The sequence below is a fragment of the Actinomadura kijaniata genome (assembly GCF_014138665.1).
Lineage (GTDB): Bacteria > Actinomycetota > Actinomycetes > Streptosporangiales > Streptosporangiaceae > Spirillospora > Spirillospora kijaniata.
In genome coordinates this window covers 424,925-449,912 of the sequence record NZ_JACJIA010000005.1, presented here as the reverse complement: position 1 = coordinate 449,912, position 24,988 = coordinate 424,925, and the positions used below count along the sequence as shown (strand labels likewise).

The window sequence follows — 24,988 nt, the reverse complement described above, 5'->3', positions numbered from 1 at the left end:
CGGTGGTCATGCGGTGGTCAGCCAGACGATGTCGGCGAGGATCTCGGAGGCGGTGATCGCGTCCGGTTCGGAGAACGGCAGGGGGCGGGAGTCGGCCCGCCGGGTGAGCCGGACGCGGACGACGCGCTGCTCGGGCCGGTGGTCGAGGTCACCGACGACGATGCCCGGTGCGATGTCGATGACGACGGTGCGGTCCCCGGGGAGTTCCCGGCGGACACCGACCTGGACGCCCTCGTCCTCGGCGTCGCCGCGCAGCCAGCCGCGCCGTTCCATGCCGAGCAGCCTGCCGACCGGCACGGTGATGTCGTGGAAGCGTTCCAGTTCGGTGCTCGCGCGCTCCCGCCCGGTCAGCGCGTACGTGGGGCGGTCCAGTTGCGGGAAGGGCTGGCTGATCTCGTAGTCGTCGAACACCCCGGCCCAGGACTCCAGGCTGCCGGGCAGGTGGAGCGGGTGGGCGACCCCCACCCGGGTCGGATCGGCCAGGGTCAGTTCGCCGTCCTGGAGGTCGGCGAGCGTCCGGTCCTCGGCGACGCGGAACGTGCGGCCGTCGTCGGTGATCCACACCAGGCGCCGGGCGACGTGCCGCACCAGCGGATGCTCGACGATCAGCCCGCGGAACTCCCCGGCGGTCCACCGGCGCTGGGCGACCATGGCGTGTTCGAAGCGCCGGAGCTGCTGGGCGGCCACGGTCCGGACGTCCTTCTTCAGGGCGGCGAACCGCTTGTGGGCGGCCGGGGCCAGCTCCCGGTCGTCGCGGGCGCCCGGCTTGGGGAGGGTCGCGCGCCTTCCGCCGGTGTCGTCGGTGACGTACGGCCTGAGCTGCTCGTCGAAGCCCACGGTGAAGCCGCGCGGCCCGTAGTCGAGGAACAGCCCGCCGCTCTCGTCCAGCCCGAAGTCGGGAACGAGCCGGTCGCCGAGCTGCTCGGCGCTCAGCCCGAGATCCTCGGCCAGGGAGTCGAGCCGCTCCTGCGCCTGCCTCGCGAGGCCCTTGTACCTGGTTCTGGTGGCGATGCCGTGAAGGTGCATCAGCGCCACCTCGGTGCCGATCGCGAGCAGGGTGTCCAGCCCTCTGACCGCCTTGTGGTGGCCGCCGTCGCCCGGCCATGCCTGGATCACCGGCGCGAGCCTGCGCGCCGTCTCGTCGTCGCCGAACAGCCCCAGGGCGGTCAGCACCCAGTAGTTCCCTTTCGCGTCGAAGTCCTGCTCGCGCAGGCCCGACAACTCGAACAGCCGCCAGGCGAGTCCGGCCAGGGAGGCGGGATCGCAGATCTCCCTGACGACGTCGAGGCCCGCGTACGGCTTGTCCGGCGTGGAGATGGCGAGCATGGTGACGATGTGGTCGACCGCGTCGGCGGGGAGGGCCAGCCCGTTCTCACGAAGGAGCACCTGGGGGAGGAGATACGGATCCCGCCAGACCGGCCGCCGGGGCATCTCGGCCGGAAGGTCCTCCAGGGGGTCGGCGGCGAGCAGCGCCCCGGCCGCCTTCGCGGCCTTGGCACCGTATTCGCCGGCCACCTCAAGGACCATCTCGTCGCCTTCGGCCGCGGCGATGCGCCGGAGGGCGGCTTCGGCCTTGAAACGCTGCGGGCCGACCTTTCCGAGGGCGAGGGGAACGAGGGCACGGGCCGCCGCCCGTTCCTCCGGCTCTCCCGGAACTCCGCCGGTCAGCGGTTGGAGTCCCTTGACGGTCACCCGCTTGAATCCGGCATGCCCACGCGTCCACGGCGGCTCCACCAGCAGTCGTGGCAGGGACTCCACCGGAGCCTCCGGCGCCCATCCGGCCGCCCGCTCGTCGATCGACTCGACGACTTCGCGGACCTTGGCGGGCAGGCGCGGCAGGACGGCGGCGGTGACGTCGGGACGGGCCGCCACATGGTCGCGCAGCAGCCGGAGGGCGTAGGAGGCGATCGGCGCGGGGCCGGACACGGCCGCCTCGCCGAGCAGCCGCAGTGTCCGTTCGGGGAAGTGACGGGCCGTCTCGATCACGGCCCGGTGCGCGCGCGGCCGGTCGAGGCGGTCCACCAGGAGCCGGAACGCCTCGTCGGTCGCCAGCACGCCGAGCGCCCGCAGGAGCTCGTACGGGTCGCGCCCGATCTCGGTCTCCTCGTCGGCGACGGTGGCCAGCGTCGGGGCCAGCGCCGGTCCGACGCCGTCGACGGCCGTGGAGAGCACGCCCGGCCTGCCGTCGAGCCAGTGCCACCCGCGTTGGGTGTCGAGCAGCGTGGCGAGATGGTCGGCCGACCCCATCGTGCGCAGCACCATCATCCAGGTGTGCGGCTGCAAGTCGGGCAGGGTGGCGCAGAGCTCGTCGACCCACTGCGTCTGCGTCGGCGCCAGGTAGGCGGCGGCCAGGCGCCGCATGCCGTCGTGGCGGCGCTCGCCCAGCGCCTCGACGGCCCGCCGGTACTCCGGTTCGTCGGCGGCCGCGAGGAAGGCGCGGACGCGTCCCGCGACCCGGTCGAGGCAGTCCAGACCGCGGTTGTGACCGGAATCCTGCTTGTCCAGGCGGCGGATGCGGAGATGGCGCCCGTGCTCCCGTCCCTCCCAGGAGTAACCGTCGACGAAGACGCCGCTGAGCTCGACCGCGGCCACGGCGGCGAACACCAGGCCGTGCTCGGCGATCCACGCGTCCGCGAAGACGGCGAACGGCTCCTTGCCGTACTCGTGATCGTCCCGTAGCCGCCACTCCGCGGCGAAGACGGCCGCGAGCACGGCGGCGCCTTGGGGGTTCGCCTCGCCCCGCAGGTACGCGCGGGCCGATTCGACCAGTTCTGTTCGGCTGGACCGGTGGTCGAGCAGATAGTCGATCTCGTCGCGCGTCTGTTCCACCCACCGCCGGACGGTGGAGACGGCGTCCGGGACGAGCGCGAGCGGGGGGCCGGGCGTCCCGCCACGACGTGGATGGAGGGTGGCGCGCCAGTCGTCGGGGATGACGAGAAGATCCTCGTTCTGGGTCATGCGGAGCACCGTAGTGCCGACGCCCGACAAGATCATGCAAACGGCGATCGTTCCGTCATCCCCGGCTCTCAGCGGTCGCGCAGTTCGCGTTTGAGCAGCTTGCCGGTGGCGTTGCGCGGCAGCTCGGGCAGGATCACGACCTCGCGCGGGTACTTGTAGGCCGCCAGGTGCCCTCGGGAGTGGGCGATCAGCTCCTCCGGCGTCGCGGCCGCGCCGGGCCGCAGCGCGACGTACGCCGCGACCTCCTCGCCCAGGCGCTCGTCGGGGCGGCCGACGACGGCGGCCTCGGCGACGGCCGGGTGGGCGTGCAGGACCTCCTCCACCTCGCGCGGGTAGACGTTGTAGCCGCCCCGGATCACCAGGTCCTTCATCCGGTCGACGATGTAGAGGAAGCCGTCGTCGTCGGTCCGGGCCAGGTCGCCGGTGTGCAGCCAGCCGTCGCGGATCGCCTCGGCGGTGGCGGCGGGGTTGCCGTGGTAGCCGCGCGTGACGCAGTGGCCGCGCACCAGCAGCTCGCCGACCTGGCCGGGCGGCAGTTCCTCCCCCGCCGCGTTCACGACCCTGGTCTCCACGCCCCACACGGGCTTGCCGATCGACAGCGGGCGGCGCTCGCCGGGACGGTTCATCGTGGCGGTGCTGGCGGTCTCGGTCATGCCGTAGCCCTCCAGCACGACGATGCCGAAGCGGTCCTCGAACCGCGTCAGCAGCGCCTCGGACATCGCCGCGCCGCCGGACCCGGCGACCCGCAGGCTCGACAGGTCGCGGTCGCCCTCGTCGGCCTCGGTGAGGGCGTGGAACATCGCGGGGACGCCGAGGAACACGCTGACCCGGTGGCGGTGGATCGCGTCCAGCACGTCCGGGACGGTGAAGCGCGGCACCACCGACATCGTGGTGCCGCGCCGCACGGCGGTGTTGACGACGCCCGACAGCCCGAACACGTGGAAGAACGGCAGCACGGCCATCACGACGTCGTCGTCCTCGACGCCGAACAGCTCGCTGGAGACCGTGCAGTTCATGTAGAGCTGGAAGTGGCCGAGCTCGGCGCCCTTGGGGCGGCCGGTGGTGCCGCTGGTGTAGATGAGGACGGCCGTGTCCCCGGGGCCGGTCGGCGCGGTGCCGGTGTCGCCGCCGCCGTCGTACAACTCGTCGAACGGGCGGGTCCCCTCGGGCGCGTTCCCCACCACGAACAGCGGCACGTCCCCGGCGGCCTTGGCGGCCTGCTCCAGGCACCCCTCCCACACGACCATCAGGCTCGCGCCGGAGTCGGCGAGCTGGTGGGCGATCTCGTCGGCGGTCAGCAGCGGGTTCATCGGGACCATGACGAGCCCGGCCTTGAGGATGCCGAAGTAGGCGACCAGGAACTGCGGCAGGTTCGGCAGCTGCACCGCCACGCGCGCGCCGGGCGCCAGGCCCTCGCGGCGCAGTCCCGCGGCGAGGCGGCCGGACAGCGCGTCGAGCTCGGCGTAGCCGAGGTCGCCGTGGGCGGTGCGCGCGACCGGCCGGTCCGGGTGGGTCCGGGCCGACTCGGTGAGCATGGTCGCGAGGTTGAAGCTCATGGGGTTCTCCTTCTCCTGCGGCGGCTCAGAACGCGGCGGCGTCCAGGTCCATGAGGGCGTTGTCGGTGTCGCGCAGCGCGGCCAGCCGCGCGGTCAGCTCGGGCAGGACGGTGCCGGCGAAGAACCGGGCGGCGGCGAGCTTGCCCTGGTAGAAGGCGGTGTCATCGGCGTCGGCGGATCCGGTGTCGAGGGTGGTCAGGGCGACGGCGGCCTGCCGCGCCAGCAGCCAGCCGACCGCCAGGTCGCCGACGCTCATCAGCAGGCGGGTGGTGTTCTGCCCGACCCGGTAGACCTCGGCGGGGTCGTGGGCGGCGGCGCGCTGCCAGCCGAGCATGGTGTCGACCATGGCGCGGACGTCGTCGAGCGCGGCGCCGAGGGCGTCGTGCTCGCGCTTGAGCCGCGCCTCGTTCTCGATCCCGGTGAGGAACGCCGAGATCTCCCCGGTCAGCGCGCCCCAGGCGCGGCACCGGTCGCGCACGATCTTCCGGAAGAAGAGGTCCTGGCCCTGGATGCCGGTGGTGCCCTCGTACAGGGTGTCGATCCTGGTGTCGCGGAGGTACTGCTCCAGCGGGTGGTCCTGGAGGTAGCCGGAGCCGCCGAACGTCTGCAGCGCCAGGCCGAGCAGCTCGCAGGCGCGTTCGGAGCCGGCGCCCTTGACGACCGGCAGCAGCAGGTCGTTGACGCCCTCGGCCAGTTCCGCGGTGATCTCGTCGCCGTCGTGCCGGGCCTGGGCGGCGGCGTCCATCCGGTCGGCGGTGTACAGGTACAGGGCGCGCAGTCCCTCGGCGTAGGACTTCTGGAGCATCAGCATGCGGCGCACGTCGGGGTGGCGGTCGATCGTCACGCGGGGCGCGGCCGGGTCGGCGGCGCGGGTGAGGTCGGGGCCCTGCACGCGGGTGCGCGCGTACTCCAGGGCGTTGAGGTAGCCGGTGGACAGCGTGGCGATGGCCTTGACGCCGACCTGCATCCGCGCCGACTCGATGACGCGGAACATCTGCGCGATGCCGTCGTGGACCTCGCCGACCAGCAGGCCGACGGCGGGTTCGCGGTGCCCGAACGTCAGCTCGCAGGTCGTGGAGACCCGCAGGCCCATCTTCTTCTCGACGTTGGTGGCGTGGACGCCGTTGCGGCCGGTCAGCTCGCCCGACACCGGGTCGAAGGTCCACTTGGGGACCAGGAACATCGACAGTCCCCTGGTGCCGGGTCCGGCGCCCTCGGGGCGGGCCAGCACGAAGTGGACGATGTTCTCCTCCAGGTCGTGCTCGGCGGAGGTGATGAACCGCTTGACGCCCTCGATGTGCCAGGTCCCGTCGGGTCGCCGGACGGCCCGGGTGGTGCCCGCGCCGACGTCGGACCCGGCGTCCGGCTCGGTGAGCGCCATCGTCGCGCCCCAGCCCCGGTCCACCATGATCTCGGCGATGCGCCGCTGCCCGGGGGTGCCGATGCGGTACAGCAGGCCCGCGAAGGCGGGGCCGCTGCCGAACATGAACACCGGGGCCTGCGCGCCCTGGACCATCTCGACGGCCGCCCACCACAGCGCGCGGGGCGCGGGGGTGCCGCCCAGTTCCTCCGGCAGGTCCAGCCGCCACCACTCGGCGTCGGCGTAGGCGCGGTAGGAGCGGCGGAACGGCGTGGGCATCTCCACCGAGCCCGTCCCGGGATCGTAGACGGGCGGGTTCCGGTCGCTCTCGGTGTAGGAGGCGGCGACCGGGCCGGTGGCCAGGCGTTCCACCTCGGCCAAGACGTCGCGCGCGGTGACGGCGTCCAGCGCGGCGAACGGCCCCGCGCCCATGCGTCGGTCCGCGCCGAGCACCTCGAACAGGGTGAAGTACAGGTCACGCAGGTTGCTGCGGTAGTGGGTCACGCGCGTTCCTCGCCGGTACGGAAGGGGCCGCGAGCCCCCTTGTGGGTAACTAAGCGCTCGCTTAGCATTGCCCTCACTTCACGGAGGTGTCAATGTCCGGAACGCCGATGTCCGCCGCGCCGTTCGCCGCGCCGGTGACGCTCACGGGGCCGGAGCGCGCGCCCCGCAACCTGCTGGCGGAGCAGACCTACGGCGACCACGCGAGCATCCACGACGAGGCGACCGCGCAGGGGCTGGGCGTCGCGGGCGCGGCGGTCGAGGGCCCCACGCACTTCAGCCAGTTCGACCCGCTGATGGCCGCGCTGTGGGGGCGCCGCTGGTTCGAGCGGGGCCGCCTCAGCGCGCACTTCACCGCGATCTGCGTCGACGGGGAGACGACCCGCGCGGTCGCCGAGGTCGCCGGGACCGGCGCGACGCGGGCGGTGCTGCGCACGGAGAAGGCCGACGGGACGGTGGTGCTCACCGGGACGGCGGACCTGGGCGGCTCCGGGGAGGGCGGCGCGGACGGCGGCGCGGACGGCGGGCCGACCGCCGCGCGGGAGCGGCTCGCCCGGATCCGCCCCCTGACCGATCCGGTGATCTACGCGGGGTGGGCGCCGGGACGGCGCGGCGCGGCCCCCGAGCGCGTGCGGATGGGCTTCGACACCCACATGGGCGACCTGTACCCGTTCACGCTCCGCGACAAGCTCGCCTCCATCACCGAGCCGAGCCCCTGGTACGAGGGCGGCGACAACCCGTGGGGGCGCCCGGTCGTGCCGTTCGAGATGATCAGCGTGCTGGCGATGGCGAGCTACGGCGAGTCGGGGCTGACCAAGGCCGAGCCGTCGGTCGGGCTGTTCCTGGACCTGGAGATCGCGCTGCTGGACGGCCCGGTGTTCGTGGACGAGCCCTACGTGCTGGAGCGCGAGGTCGTCGCGCTCGGCGAGAGCCGCCGCACCGAGTCGGCGTGGGTCCGCACGACCGTCACGTCCGAGGGCACCGGTGCGGCGGTCGCCGAGGTGCTGCTGCACCAGGGCGTGTTCAAGGAGTCCTACCCCGGCTACCCCGCCCAGTAGGGGGCGCGCAGCCCGCGCTTGTCGAGCTTGCCCATCGCGGTGCGGGGCAGGTCCGACACGAAGTCGACCGAGCGCGGGCACTTGTAGTGGGTGAGCCGGTCCCGGCAGAACGCGATCAGCTCCCCCTCGGTGAGGCCGGGGTTCCGGCTGACCACCAGGGCCTTCAGCTCCTCAACCATCTCCGGGTGCGGGACGCCCACGCACGCGGCGTCGACCACGTCGGGATGCTCGAACAGCACCCGTTCGGCCTCGGCCGGGTAGATGTTGACGCCGCCGGAGACGACCATGTCGGAGAACCGGTCGGTGATGTAGACGAACCCGTCGTCGTCCACGCGGCCGATCTCGCCGAGGGTGAAGACGCCGGGCTCCAGGTGCGCGGCGGCGGTCTTGCCGGGGTCGTCCTCGTACAGCACGCCCCGGCCGGTGGCGTCGCGGAAGTACAGGCGGCCCTCGGCGCCCGGCGGCAGCGGCCGCCCCTCCTCGTCCACGACCAGGACCTCGAACGGCGGCAGGGGCCGCCCGACCGAGCCGGGGTGCTCCAGCCACTGGTGGGAGTCGATGACGCAGACCGTTCCGGCCTCGCTGGCCCCGTACGCCTCCACGATCACCGGGCCCCACCACTCGATCATGGCGCGCTTGACGTCGGCCGGGCAGACCGAGCCGGTGTGCACCACCAGCATCAGCCCGGAGACGTCGTACCCGGCGCGGACCTCGGCGGGCAGCTCCAGCAGCCGCACGAAGTGGGTCGGCACCATCACCGACACCCTGATCCCCCACTCCTCGATCGCGCGCAGCACCGCCTCGGCGTCGAACCGGCCCAGCACCCCCAGGGTGATCCCGCCCGCGAACGCCCGCACCCCGTACAGCGGCCCGGTGTGGTACAGCGGCCCGACCGCCAGGTGCGGGCCGACCATCGTCAGCGGCTGCGCGCGCAGCGCCTCCACGTGCTCGGCGACGGTCGCACCGCCCGCGTACATGTTGGGCGGCAGCGGGGTCGCCTTGGGAACGCCGGTCGTGCCGGAGGTGTAGAGCAGGTTGGGCAGCGGCTCCAGGTCCGACGGGGGCTCGGCGGGGGACGATCCGGCGAGGAACTCCTCCCACGACCCGACGCCCTCGGCCGGTCCGGAGCGCCAGGCGAGGATCCGGGTGATGCCCGCCTCCTTCGCGGCGGCGACGGCGCGCTCGACGTTCTCCGGGCCGGTCAGCAGCACGGCCGCGCGGGAGTTGCCCAGGATGTAGGCGGTCTCGGGCGCGGTCAGGTGGAAGTTGACCGGGACGACCGACATCCCCGCCAGCAGGCCCGCCACGTGCGCCAGGACGGTCTCCACGGAGTTCTCCGCGTACACCGCGATCCGCCGCTCCGGGCCGACGTCCAGGGTCAGCAGCCCGTTGACGGCCCGGTTGAGCAGGTCGTCGGCCTGGGCCCAGGTCAGGGTGGTGCGCTGGTCGCGCAGCGCGGTCTCGTCGGGGCGTTCGGCGGCGTGCCGGGCGGTGGAGACGGCCATGGACTGCCCTCCGGGGCGGGACGGTGACGGCGGTGGCAGGGATCACTCAAGCACAGTCCGGCCCGGAACAGAACGGGATTCGGTTGCCGGATTCCCGTCCCACCGCCGATGGATCGTTCCAACCGATCTTCCAGGGTGAGGGGCATGTCCCGGGAGACGGCCGCGCGGGATGGTTCGCGGCGACGGCGCTGGTGGCGGCGGTCGGGCTGGCCCTGGAACTGGTGCTCTCGGCGACCGCCGGCGGCGGGCGCTTCACCACGCCCGCCGGACGGATCGTGAACACCCTCTGTTACTTCACGATCCAGTCCAACATCATCGTCGCGGTGACGAGCCTGCTGCTGGCGCTGCGGCCGGGGCGGTCCGGCGCCCCGTTCCGGGCGCTGCGGCTCGACGGCGTGCTGGCGATCGTCGTGACCGGCGTGGTCTACCACCTGGTGCTGGCCGGGCTGTCGGACCTCCAGGGCGCGCGCGCCGTGGGGAGCTTCCTGCTGCACACCGCCTCGCCGGTGCTGTGCGTGGCGGGCTGGCTGCTGTTCGGCCCGCGCGGGGCCGTCACCGCGCGCGTGGTGGCGCTGTCGCTGGTCTGGCCGCTGGCGTGGGTGGCGCTGACGCTGGCGCGGGGGCCTTTCGTCGGCTTCTACCCGTACCCGTTCGTGGACGTGGCCGGGCTGGGCTATCCGCGCGTGCTCGCCAACACCGCTCTGGTGGCGGCGTTCTTCCTGGTGCTGGCGGGCTTGGCTGCGCTGTTCGACCGCTGGCGGGCGCGCCGGGAGGTCCCGGTTTCCGCGGAGTCGAAGAGTCCCGCCCTCCGGGGCGGCCCGGACCGGTAGGTTGCGGCCGTCAGAGTCGGAGGGTGGGGATGACTGCTACGGCCTCGGCGGGCGAGACGGCGGGCGGACCGGCGGGCGGGACGGCGGGCGGGACGACGCTGTCGCGGGCGGTGCGGGTGCTGGAGGCGTTCGGTCCGGACCGGGCCGCGCTGTCGGTGGCGGAGATCGCCCGGCGGTCGGGGGTGTCCATGGCGACCACGTCGCGGATGGTCGCCGAACTGGTGCGGCTCGGGCTGCTGGAGCGCGGCGCCGACCGGCGGGTGCGGGCCGGGTCGCGGCTGCGGGAGCTGGCGTCGCGGGCCGCGCCGGCGGGGCTGCGCGAGGCGGCGGCGCCGTTCATGGAGGACCTGCACGCGGTCGTCGGCCACCACGTCCACCTCGGCGTGCTGGAGGACGCGCGGCTGCTGGTCGTCGAGCGGCTGTCGGCCCCGGACGCGGTGGTCGACGCGTCGCGGTTCGGCGGCCGGCTCCCGGCGCACGCCTCCTCCGGCGGGCTGGTGCTGCTCGCCCACGCGCCCGCCGAGATCCGGGAACGGGTCCTGGCCGGGAGGCGGGAGCGGTTCACCGCCGCCACCGTCACCGACCCGGCGCGGCTGCGCGCGCTGCTGGCCGACGTGCGCCGCGGCGGGTTCGCGTTCTGCCGGGGGCACGTCCACCCCCGCGCGGCGGGCATCGCCGCGCCGGTCCGCGACGCGCGGGGGCGGGTCGTCGCGGCGCTGACGGCGGTGGTGCCCAACGACGCGGGCGCGCGGGCGCAGGTGTCCGCGCTCCGGGTGGCCGCCCGGGGCGTCTCCCGGGCGCTCGGCGCGCGTCCGGCGTGACCCGCGCGGGGGCGGCGGCGCGGCGTTGCTACGCTCCCCGCGGGGGGTGGGTGCGCTGGTCACCGGGGGCGAGAGGCGCGGGCCGCGGGTCCGCGAGCTGCGGACGCTGGAGGAGCTGGCGGAGGTCAACCGCCTCTTCGACCGGATCTGGCGGCCCGGTGAGCCGCTGTTCCAGGTCGAGCTGCTGCGGGCGCTGTCGCACGCGGGCAACTACGTGGCCGGGGCGTTCGAGGGCGGGACGATGGTGGGCGCGTCGGTGGCGTTCTTCGCCGAGCCCGCCGGGGAGGCGCTGCACTCGCACGTCACCGGCGCCCTCGGCGGGCGCGGCGTCGGGCTGGCGCTGAAGCTGCACCAGCGCGACTGGGCGCTGGAGCGCGGGCTGCGCCGGATCACCTGGACGTTCGACCCGCTGGTGCGCCGCAACGCCTACTTCAACCTGGTGAAGCTGGGCGCGCGGCCCGAGGAGTACCTGCCGTCGTTCTACGGGACGCTCGACGACACGATCAACGAGGGCGACGAGACCGACCGCGTGCTGGCGGTGTGGCGGCTGGACGGGCCGCCCGCCCCGGCCGCCGCCGGGGGCCCGGTGCTGCTGGGCGACCGGGGCGGACGGCCCGTGGTGCGCGCGGCCGGGGGCGACGTCGTGCTGGTCGAGGTGCCCGCCGACGTCGAGGCGCTGCGGCGCGAGGACCCGGCCGCCGCGCGGGAGTGGCGGGCGGCGGTGCGGGAGGTGCTGGGCGGGCTGCTGGCCGGCGGCGCGCGGGTCGTCGGGTTCCACGGCCGCTCGGCCTATGTCGTGGATCGCTCCACCGGGACGCGGGAGGACGCATGAGGATCACCGGGGTCGAGCTGCGGCGGATCGCGATGCCGCTGGTGGCGCCGTTCCGCACGTCGTTCGCCGTGGAGACGGCGCGGGACGTGCTGCTGGTGCGGGTCGTCACGCCGAACGCCGAGGGGTGGGGCGAGTGCGTGGCGATGGCGGACCCGCTGTACTCCTCCGAGTACGTGGACGGGGCGGTGGACGTGCTGCGTCGGTTCCTCGTCCCGGCGCTGCCGAAGACCGGCGTGGACGAGCACGCGGTGGAACGGGCGCTGGAGCCGTTCAAGGGGCACCGGATGGCCAAGCACGCCCTGGGGACGGCCGTGCTGGACGCGCGGCTGCGCGAGGACGGGCGGTCGCTGGGCCGCTATCTCGGCGCGTCCCGCGACCGGGTGCCGTGCGGCGTCTCGGTCGGGATCATGGACTCGGTCCCCGAGCTGCTGGACGCGGTCGCCGGGTACCTCGACGAGGGGTACGTCCGGATCAAGCTGAAGATCGAGCCCGGCTGGGACGTGGAGCCGGTGCGGGCGGTGCGCGAGCGGTTCGGCGACGACGTGCTGCTCCAGGTGGACGCCAACGCCGCGTTCACGCTGGTGGACGCGCCCCGGCTGGCGAGGCTGGACGACTTCGGGCTGCTGCTGGTCGAGCAGCCGTTCGCCCACGACGACATGGTGCAGCACGCCCGGCTGGCGCGGCTCATGCGGACGCCGGTGTGCCTGGACGAGTCGATCGAGTCGGCCGCGCACGCGGCGGCGGCGATCTCGCTGGGCGCGGCGTCGATCATCAACGTCAAGCCGGGCCGGGTCGGGGGCTACCTGGAGGCCCGGCGCATCCACGACCTGTGCCGGGCGCACGGGGTCGCGGTGTGGTGCGGCGGGATGCTGGAGACCGGCGTCGGGCGCGCGGCCAACGTCGCGCTGGCCGCGCTGCCCGGGTTCACGCTGCCCGGCGACACCTCGGCGTCCCGGCGGTACTTCGCCGAGGACGTGACCGAGCCGTTCGTGCTGGACGACGGCCACCTGGCCGTGCCGACCGGCCCCGGCATCGGGGTGGAGCCGGTCGCCGAACGGCTGCGGGCGTTCACCACCTGGTCGGAGTGGCTGCCGGCCTAGGACGGGTCACAGGGCCTTGAGCAGCGCGTCGGCCAGCGGGGCGGAGGAGGCCGGGTTCTGGCCGGTGTGCAGGTTGCGGTCGACCTCGACGTGCGGGGTCCACGGCTCGCCCGCGACGAAGTCCGCGCCCAGCTCCGTCAGGCGGTCCTGGAGGAGCCACCGCGCCTTGCCGGCGTTGCCCGCCAGGGTCTCCTCGGCGTTGGTGAACCCCGTCAGCCGGTAGCCCGCGAACGGCGAGGCGCCGTCGCCGTCCACGGCGGCCAGCAGCGCGGCCGGGCCGTGGCACACCACGCCCAGGGGCTTGCCGGAGGCCAGGAACGCGCTCAGCAGGCGGCCGGAGTCGGCGTCCACGGCCAGGTCCTCCATGGGGCCGTGGCCGCCGGGGTAGAACATCGCGTCGAAGTCGGCCGGGTCCACCTCCGCCAGGCTCACCGGCGAGCGCAGCTCCTTGATCGCCTCCAGCCGGGGGGCGAGCTCGGGGGCCAGGCTGGCCGGGTCGACGGGCGGCACGACACCGCCGGGGGTGGCCACGACGACCTGGTGGCCCGCCGCCGTGAACGCCTCGTAGGGGACCACCGCCTCCTCGGCCCAGAACCCGGTCGGGTGCCCGGTGCCGTCGGCCAGGGTCCAGCGGTCGGCCCCGGTCATCACGAACAGGATGGTCGCCATCGTGGATTCTCCTTCAGTGGTCGGACTGCCTCAACGCGGTCGACACTAGGCGGGCGAGCCATAGGAGGACCAATAGGCTCGGCTCTATGCGATATCAGGATTCCGATGGCTCGCTGGACCTGAACCTGCTGCGGACGTTCCTGGCGGTGCACCGCGGCGGGTCGTTCACCGCCGCCGGCCGGCTGCTGGGGCTGGCGCAGCCGACGGTCACCGCGCAGATCCGGGCGCTGGAGCGGAGGCTGGGGCGGGAGCTGTTCGAGCGGCGGGCGCGCGGCGTCGTCCCGCTCCCCTACGCCGACGACCTGGCCGCGCGGGTCGTCGGCCCGCTGGACGCGCTGGCGGCCGTCGCCGGGGGCGAGGCCGGGTCCCCGGCGCAGCCGGTGTACCTGGCGGGGCCCGCCGAGCTGTTCTGCGAACGCGTCCTGCCCGCCCTGGCCCCGCTGGCGGCCGAGGGCGTCGAGGTGCGGGCGGCGCTGGGGCTGACCGAACCGCTGCTGGAGGAGATGCGGGGCGGGCGGCACGACCTGGTGGTCGCCACCTCCCGGCCGCGCCGCCGCACGCTGCCCGCCGAGCCGATGATGGACGAGGAGTTCGTGCTGGTCGCCGCGCCCGCGTGGGCCGGGCGGATCGGCGGCCGGGTGCCGGAGGGCCTGGGCGGGGCGCCGCTGGTCACCTACGCCGAGGACCTGCCGATCGTGCGCCGGTACTGGCGGCACGTGTTCGGGGAGCGGCCGTCGTGCCGCGCCGCCGTCACCGTCCCGGACCTGCGCGGGGTGCGCTCGGCGGTCGTGGCGGGCGCCGGGTTCGCGGTGCTCCCCCGCTACCTGTGCCTGGCCGAACTCGCCTCCGGGGCGCTGGTCCCGCTGCACGAGCCCGACGACCCGCCGATCAACACGGTGTACCTGGTGCGGCGCCCCGGCTCCGAACGCAACCCGCACGTCGCCGTGGTCCGCGACCTGCTGCTCCACGCCGCCCGGGAGTGGTGACCACCGGGCTCAGCGACCGTCCGGTCCGGCCTCGCCGGTGATGTAGCGCTGCAGGGTGGGCCCGATCCAGGCGACGACCGCGTCCCGGTCCATGGCGGCGACGGGCGGCAGCCGCAGCACGTACCGCGTCAACGCCAGCCCGAGCACCTGAGCCGCGACGAGCCCGGCCCGAAAGGCGACATCCCCGGAGGACACACCGCCACCGGAAGACGCGGGAGCGTTGGGAGACCCGGGAGCACCGGGAGCCCCCGACGTGCCCGGCGACACGGCACCGCCGGAAGACCCGGCACCGTCAGAAGACCTGGCACCGCCGGAAGACCCGGCACCACCGGAAGACGCGGGGACGCCGGAAGACTCGGGGACGCCGGAAGACTCGGGGGCATCCGGAGACATGGAGGCGCCGGGAGTCATGGTTTGCCCGGACGCCGGCGTGGCGGCGGGGAAGGCGTCGTTTTCGGAAGCGGCGCCTTCGGCGGGGGCGGTCTCCTCAGGGGACGCAGTGTCGCCGGGAGGCGCATCGCTTCTGGGCGGGGTCTCGTCGGCGGAGGGGGCATCGTGCTCGGGCGCGGTGCCGCTGACAGGCGCGGCGGCGTCGGCAGGGGCGGGGGTGAAGGTCGCGAGTGCCGGTTGCAGTTGGGTGGCGAAGATCTCTCGCATGCGTTCGGCGGCGGCCGGGTGGGTCACGGCGGCGCGGAGGAGCGCCATGAGGGTCTCGTCGCCGTCCCAGCGGTCGATCACGTGGCCCGCGATCCTGCGGCCGATCCGGTCGCGGGGCGTTCCGGTGAGGTCGGGCAGGCGCAGGTCGAAGTCGGCGGCCAGCGCGAAGAGCCGGTCCTTGCTGCCGAAGTACCGCATGACCATGGAGGGGTCGATGCCCGCGTCGGCGGCGATGGCCCGGATGGTGGCCCGGTCGTAGCCGTCCTCGGCGAAGCGTTCGCGGGCGGCGGTGAGGATCGCTCTGCGGGTGGCGTCCGAACGCCGTTCCCTGCTCGTGGCCTGCATGCCAACAACTGTAGGCCAACAGGTGTTGACTTCCCGGGGGCGGCGTGTTGCAGTGAAGTCAACAAGCGTTGGCCAACAAGCGTTGACCTGAAGGAGGGACCATGACCGAAGTGATCGTCGTGGGCGCGGGGCCCACCGGGCTGCTGCTCGCGGGGGACCTGGCGGAGGCGGGGGTCGCGGTCACCGTGCTGGAACGCCGGGACGGCGAGATCTCCAACCTGTCGAGGGCGTTCGTGGTCCACGCCCGGACGCTGGAGCAGCTGGACGCGCGGGGCCTGGCCGAGGCGCTGACGGACACCGGCACGGTCCTGGACGGCCTGCGGCTGTTCGGGCGGGTGCGGGTCGATCTGAGCATGCTGCCCAGCCGCTTCCCCCATCTGGTGGTCACCCCGCAGTACAACGTCGAGCGCCTGCTTCTGGAACGCGCGCTCCGGGCCGGGGCCGAGGTCGTCCACAACGCGGAGGTCGTCGGCCTGTCGCAGGACGGCGCCGGCGTCACCGTCACCACGAACGGTGGGACCTACCGGGCCGCCTACGTCGTGGGCGCCGACGGGATGCGCAGCGCGGTGCGGCACCTGGTCGGGCTGCCCTTCCCCGGCCGGTCGGTGCTGCGGTCCATCATGCTCGCCGACGTGAAGGTCGCCCGGGAGCCCGACCAGGTGCTGACGGCCGACGCGGTCGGGGACGCCTTCGCGTTCATCGCCCCGTTCGGCGACGGCTACCACCGGGTCTTCGCCTGGGACCGCCGCCGTATCCTCCCCGATGACGCGCCGCTGGCGCTCGACGAGGTCCGCGAGGCGACCCGGCGGGCCCTGGGCGACGACTTCGGCATGCACGATCCGCGCTGGCTGTCGCGCTTCCACAGCGACGAGCGCCAGGCCCCGCGCTACCGGGTCGGCCGGGTGTTCCTGGCCGGGGACGCCGCCCACGTCCACTCGCCCGCCGGGGGCATGGGCATGAACACCGGGCTCCAGGACGCCGCCAACCTCGGCTGGAAGCTGGCCGCCGCGCTGCGCGGGGCCCCCGACGCGCTGCTGGACAGCTACCAGGACGAACGCCATCCGGTCGGCCGTTCGGTGCTGCACACCAGCGGCGCGATCGTCCGCGTGGCGCTGGTCAGGTCGTCGGTCGGCCGCGTCCTGCGCGGTCTCCTCGGGCAGGGCGCGCTGGCGGTCCCGGCGGTCCGCGCGCGGGCCGCCGGGCGGATCAGCGGCGTCGGCTTCGCCTACCGCGCGCCCGCCGGGGCGCACCGGCTGGTCGGCACCCGCGCCCCGGACGTCCGGCTCGCGGGCGGCGGCCGCCTGTACGAGGCGCTGCGCGGCGGGCGGTTCGTGCTGGTCGGGGACGCCGACGTCACCGGCTGGGAGGACCGGGTCCGCGTGGCCGGGCACGCCGGGCCGGGCGGGTCGGCGGTGCTGGTCCGGCCCGACGGCCACGTGGGCTGGGCGGGCACGGACGCCGCCGGGCTCCGCCGGGCCCTGACCGCGCTGGCGGGAGCCCCCATGAGCAGGTCAGAGGTTCCACACGCCTGAGGCGGCGGCCTCCTTGACGTACTCGGCGAAGGAGCGCGGCGAGCGTCCGAGGACGCGTTCCACGTCGCCCGACACGGGTGCGCCCGCGTTCCGGGCGACCGAGTCCATCAGGTCCGCGATGGTCCGGGCGATCTCCCCGGGGTGGCCCTGCCGGGACGCCAGGTCGACGAAGGCCGCGCGGTCGAGCGGGGTGTAGCGGACCTCGCGCCCCGAGGCCTCGGAGATGAGGGACGCGGCGGCGCGGAACGACAGCGCCTCCGGGCCGGTCAGCTCGTACACGCGGCCCGCGTGCCCGTCGCCGGTGAGCGCGGCGGCGGCGACGTCGGCGATGTCGCCGGCGTCGACGAACGCCTCGCGCCCCTCACCGGCGGGCAGCGCCAGCTCCCCGGCCAGGACCGGGGGCAGCAGGAAGTCCTCGCTGAAGTTCTGCGCGAACCAGGCGGCGCGCAGGATCGTCCATTCCGGGGCCGCCTCGCGCACGGCCGTCTCGACCGGCTCCTGGTGCGGGTGCGCGCCGCCGCCCTCTCCCCGGGCCGACAGCAGGACGATCCGCCGGACGCCCTCCCGCCCGGCCCGCCGGGCGAACGCGACGACGTGGGCGGGGTCCACGTACTCGACCATGGGGACGAGGTAGACGGCCCCGGCGCCCTCCAGCGCGGGCCCCCAGGTCTCCGGGTCGCCGTAGTCGAAGCGGGTCCCGGTGGAGCGGGAGGCGGCGCGGACGGGGGCGCCGAGGTCGCGCAGCCGGGCGGCCACGCGGCGGCCGGTCTTGCCCCGGCCGCCCAGTACGAGGATCGGTGCTCGGTTCATGACATCCATTCCAGCGCGCGGGATGAGACGTTCACATGGCCGTTCGTCTCGGACGCATGTGAGATCGTCTCGCCGGCTAGGACCCCCGGCCCCACACGAACATCCCGAACGCCGCCAGCAGCAGGGTGATCCCGCAGGCGACGCCGCGCAGGTGGTTCCAGGCGGTCCAGCGGCCCGTGTAGTCGGCCCAGATCCGGGCGGCCTCGGCCGGGTCGGCGGGGATCGACGCGGCGTCCAGGACGTTGTTCAGCGGGACGTTCACCACGGCCGTCGGGGCGATCGAGCCGACCACGTACACCACGGCCGCCGCCAGGAACAGCAGCGCCGCCGTCTTCTGGTCGAGCAGGAAGAACAGCAGGATGGCGGTCAGCAGCGCCGCCACCGGCGTCAGCGTGAAGGAGGACAGGAACAGCGGGTTGAGGATCTTGCGGTTCATGTGCTGCATGGCCTCGATCGCCGTACCCGGCCGCGACGCGTCCAGGCCCGGCATGACCGAGGTGGAGAAGGCGAAGAACACGCCGGTCATCCCGGCGGCCATCAGCAGGGTGACGGCGGCGGGCACGGCGGTGAACAGGGTCTTCACAGGGTTTCCTCTCCTGGCCGGGGACGGGCGCGCGGCCCGGCCCCGGCGGGTCGGGGGGCAGGGGGTCAGGGCGTCCAGACGCCGGTGGCGGCGGTGGTGTGGGCGTAGTCGGCGAAGTCGTTGGGCTCGCGGCCGAGCGCGCGGCGCACCCCATCCTGGGGCTCGGCGTTGCGGCCGTCCAGAACCGTGGTGAACAAGTAGGTCAAAAACGCCACGATGTCCTCGGGCAGGCCGTGGGCGCGCAGCGTGCCCGCGTACTCCTCGACCGGCACCTGGACGTAGGCGATCGGGCGTCCGGTCGCCTTGGCGATCTCGTCGACGGCCTCGGCGAAGGTGAGGGCGCGCGGCCCGGTGATCTCGTAGACCTGTCCGGCGTGGCCGTCCCCGGTGAGGGCGGCCACCGCGACGTCGGCGATGTCGTCGGCGTCGGCGAACGGCTCGGGCACGGACCCGGCGGGCAGCACCACGTGCCCGGCCAGCACGGGCTCCAGCAGGTAGTCCTCGCTGAAGTTCTGCGCGAACCAGGAGCAGCGCACGACCGTCCACTCGACGGGCGCGGCCCGCACGATCCGCTCGCACGCCTGCGCCTCCTCCTCTCCCCGGCCCGACAGCAGCACGATCCGGCGGACCCCGGCGGCGACGGCCGCGTCGGTGAACGCCCGGATCGCGTCGGGCGCGCCGGGGGCGGCCAGGTCGGGGTAGTAGGCCAGGTACACGGCCCGGACGTCGCGGAGCGCGGGCGCCCAGGTGTCCCGGTCGTTCCAGTCGAAGGGCAGGTCGGCGGAGCGGGAGCCCCGGCGGACGGGGACGTCGCGGGCCTCCAGGCGGTCGGCGACGCGGCGGCCGGTCTTGCCGTTGGCGGCGAGGACGAGGGTGAGTTCGTTGCTGTTCGTCATGTCCTCAAGTCAACCGGCGGCGGACTTCGTGGAACATCGTTGAGACGCCGGGCTCCATACGTCAGCGTCTACGGTCCGGCCGCCAGCAGCCGGGAACGGGCCTCGCGCAGCGTGGCGAGGGGGTCGTCGCCGCCGCGGACCTCCAGCACGTGACGGCCGGGGTAGCCGATCCCCCGGAACGCCGCCACCGCCGCGGGCCAGTCCACGACGCCGTCGCCGGGCACCAGGTGCGGGTCGCGGCCGACGCCGTCGGAGTCGTGCAGGTGGGTGTGGGCGAGCAGGTCCCCGGCGGCCTCGATCTCCGCGCGGAGCCCGTCGCCGAGGTGGCCGTTGAAGACGGCGTGGCCGACGTCGAGGCAGATGCCCACCGGGCGGGCGACGCGGGCGAGCGCGGCCCGCAGGTCCCGCACCGAGCGCAGCGTGGGGCCGCGCAGGGTGTGCATGTTCTCCAGGGTCAGGCGCATCCGGCGGGCGCGGGCCCGGTCGGCGATCGCGCGCAGCGCCGGGACGAACCGCTCGACCATCCGGTCCCGGTCGTCACCGTCGTCGCCGAACAGCACCGGGTGGGCGACCGCCAGCTCCGCGCCGAGGCGGTGGCCCAGGTCGAGGGTCCGGCCGCACAGGTCGGCCCACGCGGCGGCGCGCTCGTCGGCCGGGGCGCCCGGCAGCACCGCGTCGAACGGCAGGTGCACCGACCGCACGGCCAGCGGGTGCGCGCGCAGCCAGCCCTCGACGCCCGCGACGTCGGGGTCGGCGCGCGGGTCGAGGTGCATGCCGTCGGCCCACACCTCGGCCTCGGCGAAGCCCGCCCGTTCCAGGGTCTCCAGCGCCCCGGCGAGCGTCAGGCCGGGGCAGCTCCAGGTCGTTCCCACCATCAGTCGGCCGTCCACGGGGCCTCCGCGAGTCGCCGGGGCCTCCATCGAACCACGCGGCGACCGTATCGTGGCGGCATGGACGCGCTGACCGACCTTCTCGACGGCCCCCGCGCGCGGGGCGCGTTCCTGCTGCGGGCGTCGCTGGACCCGCCGTGGTCGGTGCGGATCGAGGACCGCGCGCCGCTGTGCCTGGTCGCGATGGTCCGGTCGGGCGCGTGGATGCGCTACGACGACGGCGAGCGCGTCGAGCTGCGGCCCGGCGACGTGGCGGTCACGCGCGGGCCCGAGCCGTACGTGGTGTCCGACGCCCCGGCGACCGAGCCGCAGATCGTCATCCATCCCGGGCAGCGCTGCACCACCCCCGACGGGGTGAGCCTGTCGGAGGCGATGGACCTCGGCGTGCGGAGCTGGGGCACCGCCCCGGACGGCGCCACGGTCATGCTGGTCGGCGCGTACCAGATGCGCGGGGCGGTCACGCAGCGGCTGCTGGCGGCGCTGCCGCGGCTGGCGGTGGTGCGGCGCGAGGACTGGGACTCGCCGCTGGTGCCGCTGCTCGGCCAGGAGATCGTCCGGGACGAGCCGGGGCAGGACGTGATGCTGGACCGGCTGCTGGACCTGCTGCTGATCACGGTGCTGCGGGCCTGGTTCGCCCGGCCCGGCGCGCGGACGCCCGGCTGGTACCGGGCGCACGGCGACCCGATGGTGGGCCCGGCGCTCCGGCTGCTGCACGACGACGTCGCCCACACCTGGACGGTGGCGGGGCTGGCGGAGAAGGTGGGCGCGTCCCGGGCCGCGCTGGCGCAGCGGTTCGTGAGGCTGGTCGGCGAGCCGCCGATGACGTACCTGACGAGCCTGCGGCTGGCGCAGGCGGCGGACCTGCTGCGCGAGGGCGACGGCACGCTGGACGCCATCGCGCGGCAGGTCGGCTACGGCACGGCGTTCGCGCTGAGCACCGCGTTCAAACGCGAGTACGGCGTCAGCCCGCAGGAGTACCGCTCCGGCGCCCTCGCGCCGTCCTGACGCCGGTCGTCGACAGGGTGGACGTCGCTTGGCACGGATCTTCCCGGCGGGTGTCAGAGGAGTGCGTCGAGGGACCAGGCGGTGATGCCGTCGGAGCCCGATGCGACGAACGCCCGGCCGTCCGGGGTGAACGAGGCGACCGTCTGTTCCGGTCCGGTCCAGAGGACGCGGCCGTCGGTGGCGTCGAACAGCACCGCCAGGTGGTCGTCAGCGGTGAACACGGCCGGGCCTCGGCCGGTCCAGCAGGCCCGGGTCGTTATGGCCGTCCAGGGCAGCGTGGCGTCGATGGTGAGCGTGGCATCGGCCACCACCACGTCCGTCCGGTCCCCGTCCGCCGTGAACAGACAAGCGGTCGGACGGTCTCCACCGGCTGCGACGAGCCCGGTGCCGTCCGGGGAGAAGGCCAGCGCGTGTACCGCCGGAAGGCCGGTGTCCCAGGTCGACAGGGCGGCGCCGGAGGTCGTCTCCCGCACGGAGACCCTGCCGTCCGGCCTGGCGTACGCCAGGCGCCGTCCGGTGTGGTCCAACGCCACGGGCCCGGCTCCGTCCGGCACGGTCAGCAGGACGCGACCGGTCGCCGAGTCGGCCACGGCCACCGCCTGCGCCCCGGGGCTGCCGCCGACGAGCAAGCGCCCGTCGCCGGACTGGGCGAGCCGGACGAAGTCGACCTCACCACCCCCGCCGTCGTCCTCGTGGGGCTCCCCACCGATCGCGAAGCCATGTCGTGGAGCTCCGTCGAGCCCGTATGTCACCGGACCGCCCCTGCCCTCGCCGACGTCCGCGTACCCGATCGTCACCCGCGCGCCGTCGGGGCTGAACACCGCGTCCACCGCCGTCGACTGCTCTGCCAGCACGGCGATCCCGCTCGGCTCTTCAGCGTCGGGATCCGGGCTCAACAGCAGCACATCACCGAGGTCGCCGTTGCCGGTCGCGCCGGCCCCCGCCAGCACCACGCTCAGGTCGTTCGGGCAGGCGACGACGCTGACGTGGAAGTATTCGTCAAGCCGGCACAGCAGTCGATGCGGGGCATTCCTCACAACCACTGATCCTCCCACGGACGGCAGGCGGCACCAGGTTCCGTCCGGATGGCCGATGACTTCCGTCCCGTCGCGTCGTCTACCTGTCGGGAGCGTTCCGCCTGCGGAAGCCCGAGACGAGATGACGAGGAGCGTGCGTGACCGTGGACCAGGAGAACGTGAGCGCCAGCCTGACGATCGCCGCGCCGGCCGCGAGGGTGTTCGCGGTGCTGGCGGATCCGGCGGCCCATTCCGCGATCGACGGGACCGGCTGGGTCCGGGAGGCCGTCGACCGGGCGCCGCTGACCGAGGTGGGGCAGATCTTCCGGATGGACATGTACCACGCCAACCATCCGAACGGCGACTACCGGATGGCCAACAAGGTCCAGGTGCTCGACCCGCCGCGCGCCATCGGCTGGCTGCCGGGTCAGGAGCAGGGCGACGGCCGGCTGGAGTTCGGCGGCTGGACCTGGCGTTACGACCTGGTGCCGCTCGGCCCGTCCGAGACCGAGGTCACGCTCACCTACGACTGGTCGGCGGTGCCGCCGTCCATCCGGGAGTACCTCCGGTTCCCGCCGTTCGGCCCCGACCACCTCACCGACTCGCTGCGCCACCTGGCCGGGCTCGCCGTCGGCGGGTGAGGGCGGCGATCCGCGTGGATCGCCGCCCTCGATGACCGGTCACGACGTCGCTTCGAGGGCGCGGGCTAGCGGAGTGGGGCGGTCAGGGACGCGGTGCCGCCCGCGCGGGACTCGAACGCGACGGCGAGCGTGCCCCGCGCGCCGGGAACGGTCACGGTGCGCACGCCCGCACCGGTCACGGCGACCCGCACGCTGCCGAGGACCCGGCCGTCCCAGACGTGGGCGTGGACCCGGCCGGGCCCGGCGGTGCGGATCCGGAACGTCGTGGAGCCGCCGGAGACGCTCGGCCTCCCGACGAGGCGGGCCCGGGCGGCGGGGCCTCCGGCGAGCGGGACGCCGGTCGCGGCGGCCTGGATGATCGACTGCGGGGACGCCACCGAGCGGGCCGCCTCCGACGGCAGGACCGGCGGCTTGGCGGCGACCCGCGGCGGGGTGAGGCCGGGCAGGGCGGCCAGGCCCCACCGGTAGGGGTCGCCCTGCACGCCGCCCCAGGTGGACCAGCCGATACGGGTCTGGCCGGTCCTGTCCCGGGTGTCGGAGTCGTAGACGAACAGGTTCAGGCCCATGCGGGCGGGGTCGACGGTGCCCGGCAGCGCCGTGAACGGGATCCTCGCCTCGACGGTGTAGCCGGTGTAGGGCGCGGTCACCGACGCCGCCACCCGCATTCCGGGCGCGGTCCGGGCCCCGGGGCCCTGGTGGTTGTCGGCGTCGCGCTGGAAGCAGGGCCTCCCGTCGGCCATCGCGGGGAAGATCCCGGTCTTGAACGTGGTGGAGGTGTTCTCCGAGTCGCCGCGCGGATCGACGGTGATCTCGACGGAGTCGGTGCGCCAGTGCCGCTTGCAGTCGTCGGCGCCGAGGACCGCGCCCCGCGTGTCGTCGCGGACCGTCACCAGGACGTGCAGGGCGTCGGCGGTCCAGGCGACCCGGCCGGTGGCCGAGCAGTCGGCGGGCGACGCGCAGGCGGTGCCCTCCCAGACCCGCGACAGGTCCAGCTCCGGCCCGGGGTACTCGCCGGGGCTCCCCCGGCCGTCGAGGACGGGCGCGGCCGGGGCCTTGGCGAGGGTGGCGACGGGGACGAGCTCCAGGGCCGCCTTCCGCACGTCCGCCGGACCGGAGGCGCTGGTGGTGGTGATGGTGTAGTCGTGGTCGCCGTTGGCGCCGCCCTGGTTGGAGGTCGGCAGCGACGGGTCGGTGTTGCGGACGGTGAACGTGACCGACCCTCTGGCGTTGGCCGCGAGGGTGTAGGGCCTGCTCGCGGCGTCGGCGGCGAACCCCTTGGGCAGGGCGAGGGTGACGGTTCCGGACTGGGCCCTGCCAGTGGTGTTGGTCAGGTCGATCCGCACGGGGCGCGACCGGCCCGACCCGAGCGTGAGGACGCGCTTGACGCGTCCGGCGAGGGCGGGCAGCCCGGCGCGGACGGCCCAGGCGTCGTAGTCGGCGACGCGCGGCAGCGGCTCCTGCTCGCCGGTGACGGCGGGCCCGGCGGGCGCCCCGGGCGCGGCGGCCCCGGTGTCGGCGAGCATCCCGGCCGCGTCGCGGGACCCGCCGGGCCCGGTCGAGCGGCTGTGCAGCTGCGTGAAGTAGTCGCACCCGATCCGGTCCGGGTCGGCGGGGACGTCGGGGAACCCGGCCCACCCCTGGCTGACGTACTGGCGTTGCGCGTCGCGTTCGATCTGCGCCCAGGTCCGGCCGCCGTGGGCGGTGGAGCGGCGGCCCGCCCACACCCCGTACACGACCGCCCTCGGGTCGGCGGGGGTGAACGCCGTCTCGCAGGAGGGTCCGGTCGGCCCGGTCGCGCCGCCGCCCATGAACAGGCGGCGGGGCGCCCACGTCCGCAGCCCCTCGTTCCGGAGCTGGCCGGGGAACGCCGTGCGGTCCGCCGCCGCGAAGTACGCCTCGGCGGCCAGCCGCGCCGCCTCCTGGTGGTGCCCGTGCTGGCCGGGCAGCGGCGCGGGGTCCATCGTGACGACGACCCTGGGCCGGGTCTGGCGGACCAGCCGGACGACCCGTTCCAGGGCGGCCCGGTGGTTCCAGGCGCGCGCGGTGAGCGGGGCGCTGACGGTGTAGTAGAAGTCGACCTCGTCGAGGTAGTGGACGTCGGTGATGCCCGCCCTGCCGACGGCACGGCGCTCCTCGCCCTCGCGCAGCAGCCCGAGCGGCGGGCCCTCCTCGGTGCCGACCGCGTTGCCGCCGCCCTCCCCGCGCGTCACGGTCAGCACGCCGACGCGCGCGCCCCGCTCCCGGAGCTGGCCGAGCGTGGACAGGGTGGACGCCTCGTCGTCGGGGTGCGCCCCGACGAACAGCACGTCGAGGCGTCCCCGTTCGGGGGGCCGTCCGGAAGGCCCCGCCTGCGCCGCGGGGGCGGCGCCGAGGCCGAGCGCGGCGGCCAGCAGCGCGGCCAGCGGCGCGGGCGGCACGGTTCTGCGCATGGTGACTC

At 74.7% G+C, this 24,988-nt stretch carries 21 protein-coding genes; 9 read left to right on the top strand and 12 right to left on the bottom strand.

What is annotated here, in order from left to right; all coding sequences use genetic code 11:
* Positions 1-6: 6 nt before the first annotated feature.
* The 3 genes from HNR61_RS21885 to HNR61_RS21875 all read right to left on the bottom strand — a co-directional run bounded on the left by HNR61_RS21885 (position 7) and on the right by HNR61_RS21875 (position 6,378).
* Positions 7-2,958 (bottom strand): DUF4132 domain-containing protein, encoded by a 2,952-nt coding sequence (locus HNR61_RS21885; protein WP_182845024.1) that lies wholly within the window; start codon positions 2,956-2,958, stop codon positions 7-9.
* Between the two features lie 68 nt (positions 2,959-3,026).
* Positions 3,027-4,514, bottom strand: coding sequence for a long-chain-fatty-acid--CoA ligase (locus tag HNR61_RS21880; protein ID WP_182845023.1), 1,488 nt, complete (start codon positions 4,512-4,514; stop codon positions 3,027-3,029).
* A 25-nt stretch (positions 4,515-4,539) separates the two neighbouring features.
* Positions 4,540-6,378: an acyl-CoA dehydrogenase gene (locus tag HNR61_RS21875; protein WP_182845022.1), complete on the bottom strand. Its 1,839-nt coding sequence runs from the start codon at positions 6,376-6,378 to the stop codon at positions 4,540-4,542.
* Between the two features lie 92 nt (positions 6,379-6,470).
* Between HNR61_RS21875 and HNR61_RS21870 the strand changes: the two genes are divergently transcribed.
* Positions 6,471-7,433, top strand: coding sequence for a hypothetical protein (locus HNR61_RS21870; protein WP_182845021.1), 963 nt, complete (start codon positions 6,471-6,473; stop codon positions 7,431-7,433).
* Here HNR61_RS21870 and HNR61_RS21865 read toward each other — a convergent pair.
* Positions 7,418-8,938 carry an AMP-binding protein gene (locus tag HNR61_RS21865; protein ID WP_182845020.1) on the bottom strand — a complete coding sequence of 507 codons (1,521 nt, stop codon included), beginning with the start codon at positions 8,936-8,938 and terminating at the stop codon, positions 7,418-7,420. The genes HNR61_RS21870 and HNR61_RS21865 overlap by 16 nt on opposite strands.
* Positions 8,939-9,021: 83 nt before the next feature.
* On the opposite strand from HNR61_RS21865, the gene HNR61_RS21860 reads away from it, so the two are divergent.
* The 4 genes from HNR61_RS21860 to menC are packed head-to-tail and all read left to right on the top strand — an operon-like array spanning position 9,022 to position 12,521.
* Positions 9,022-9,768 carry a Pr6Pr family membrane protein gene (locus HNR61_RS21860; protein ID WP_220509602.1) on the top strand — a complete coding sequence of 249 codons (747 nt, stop codon included), beginning with the start codon at positions 9,022-9,024 and terminating at the stop codon, positions 9,766-9,768.
* A 29-nt stretch (positions 9,769-9,797) separates the two neighbouring features.
* Positions 9,798-10,589 (top strand): IclR family transcriptional regulator, encoded by a 792-nt coding sequence (locus HNR61_RS49300; protein WP_182845019.1) that lies wholly within the window; start codon positions 9,798-9,800, stop codon positions 10,587-10,589.
* A gap of 46 nt (positions 10,590-10,635) precedes the next feature.
* Positions 10,636-11,421, top strand: a complete 786-nt coding sequence (locus HNR61_RS21850; protein ID WP_312898021.1) for a GNAT family N-acetyltransferase — start codon at positions 10,636-10,638, stop codon at positions 11,419-11,421.
* Positions 11,418-12,521 carry an o-succinylbenzoate synthase gene (menC, locus tag HNR61_RS21845; RefSeq protein WP_182845018.1) on the top strand — a complete coding sequence of 368 codons (1,104 nt, stop codon included), beginning with the start codon at positions 11,418-11,420 and terminating at the stop codon, positions 12,519-12,521. The genes HNR61_RS21850 and menC overlap by 4 nt, the downstream gene beginning before the upstream one ends.
* Before the next feature lie 6 nt (positions 12,522-12,527).
* Here the strand turns inward: menC and HNR61_RS21840 are convergent, their stop codons facing one another.
* Entirely contained in the window at positions 12,528-13,190 is a 663-nt protein-coding gene (locus HNR61_RS21840) for a type 1 glutamine amidotransferase domain-containing protein (RefSeq protein ID WP_182845017.1), read from the bottom strand.
* 86 nt (positions 13,191-13,276) lie between these two features.
* Between HNR61_RS21840 and HNR61_RS21835 the strand changes: the two genes are divergently transcribed.
* On the top strand, positions 13,277-14,176 hold the full coding sequence (locus HNR61_RS21835; RefSeq protein WP_182845016.1) for a LysR family transcriptional regulator: 900 nt from the start codon (positions 13,277-13,279) through the stop codon (positions 14,174-14,176).
* A gap of 9 nt (positions 14,177-14,185) precedes the next feature.
* Here HNR61_RS21835 and HNR61_RS48020 read toward each other — a convergent pair whose 3' ends face one another.
* Entirely contained in the window at positions 14,186-15,178 is a 993-nt protein-coding gene (locus tag HNR61_RS48020; RefSeq protein WP_246443257.1) for a TetR/AcrR family transcriptional regulator, read from the bottom strand.
* Between the two features lie 101 nt (positions 15,179-15,279).
* Here HNR61_RS48020 and HNR61_RS21820 point away from each other — a divergent pair, with 101 nt between their 5' ends.
* Positions 15,280-16,710, top strand: coding sequence for an FAD-dependent monooxygenase (locus HNR61_RS21820; RefSeq protein WP_182845015.1), 1,431 nt, complete (start codon positions 15,280-15,282; stop codon positions 16,708-16,710).
* On the opposite strand, the gene HNR61_RS21815 is transcribed toward HNR61_RS21820, so the two are convergent.
* The 4 genes from HNR61_RS21815 to HNR61_RS21800 all read right to left on the bottom strand — a co-directional run bounded on the left by HNR61_RS21815 (position 16,690) and on the right by HNR61_RS21800 (position 19,889).
* The gene (locus HNR61_RS21815; RefSeq protein ID WP_182845014.1) at positions 16,690-17,520 is read right to left on the bottom strand and encodes a Rossmann-fold NAD(P)-binding domain-containing protein; all 831 of its coding nucleotides are present in this window, start codon (positions 17,518-17,520) and stop codon (positions 16,690-16,692) included. The genes HNR61_RS21820 and HNR61_RS21815 overlap by 21 nt on opposite strands.
* Before the next feature lie 76 nt (positions 17,521-17,596).
* Positions 17,597-18,103, bottom strand: a complete 507-nt coding sequence (locus HNR61_RS21810) for an anthrone oxygenase family protein (RefSeq protein ID WP_312898020.1) — start codon at positions 18,101-18,103, stop codon at positions 17,597-17,599.
* Between the two features lie 65 nt (positions 18,104-18,168).
* On the bottom strand, positions 18,169-18,999 hold the full coding sequence (locus tag HNR61_RS21805; protein WP_182845013.1) for an NAD(P)H-binding protein: 831 nt from the start codon (positions 18,997-18,999) through the stop codon (positions 18,169-18,171).
* A 68-nt stretch (positions 19,000-19,067) separates the two neighbouring features.
* On the bottom strand, positions 19,068-19,889 hold the full coding sequence (locus HNR61_RS21800; RefSeq protein WP_182845012.1) for a sugar phosphate isomerase/epimerase family protein: 822 nt from the start codon (positions 19,887-19,889) through the stop codon (positions 19,068-19,070).
* A gap of 60 nt (positions 19,890-19,949) precedes the next feature.
* On the opposite strand from HNR61_RS21800, the gene HNR61_RS21795 reads away from it, so the two are divergent.
* Positions 19,950-20,894 (top strand): AraC family transcriptional regulator, encoded by a 945-nt coding sequence (locus HNR61_RS21795; protein ID WP_182845011.1) that lies wholly within the window; start codon positions 19,950-19,952, stop codon positions 20,892-20,894.
* A 53-nt stretch (positions 20,895-20,947) separates the two neighbouring features.
* Here HNR61_RS21795 and HNR61_RS21790 read toward each other — a convergent pair whose 3' ends face one another.
* Positions 20,948-21,931, bottom strand: coding sequence for a WD40 repeat domain-containing protein (locus HNR61_RS21790; RefSeq protein WP_182845010.1), 984 nt, complete (start codon positions 21,929-21,931; stop codon positions 20,948-20,950).
* A 137-nt stretch (positions 21,932-22,068) separates the two neighbouring features.
* On the opposite strand from HNR61_RS21790, the gene HNR61_RS21785 reads away from it, so the two are divergent.
* Positions 22,069-22,551, top strand: coding sequence for an SRPBCC family protein (locus HNR61_RS21785; RefSeq protein ID WP_220509601.1), 483 nt, complete (start codon positions 22,069-22,071; stop codon positions 22,549-22,551).
* A gap of 65 nt (positions 22,552-22,616) precedes the next feature.
* Here the strand turns inward: HNR61_RS21785 and HNR61_RS21780 are convergent, their stop codons facing one another.
* Positions 22,617-24,980 carry a sugar-binding protein gene (locus tag HNR61_RS21780; protein ID WP_182845009.1) on the bottom strand — a complete coding sequence of 788 codons (2,364 nt, stop codon included), beginning with the start codon at positions 24,978-24,980 and terminating at the stop codon, positions 22,617-22,619.
* Between the last annotated feature and the right edge of the window lie 8 nt (positions 24,981-24,988).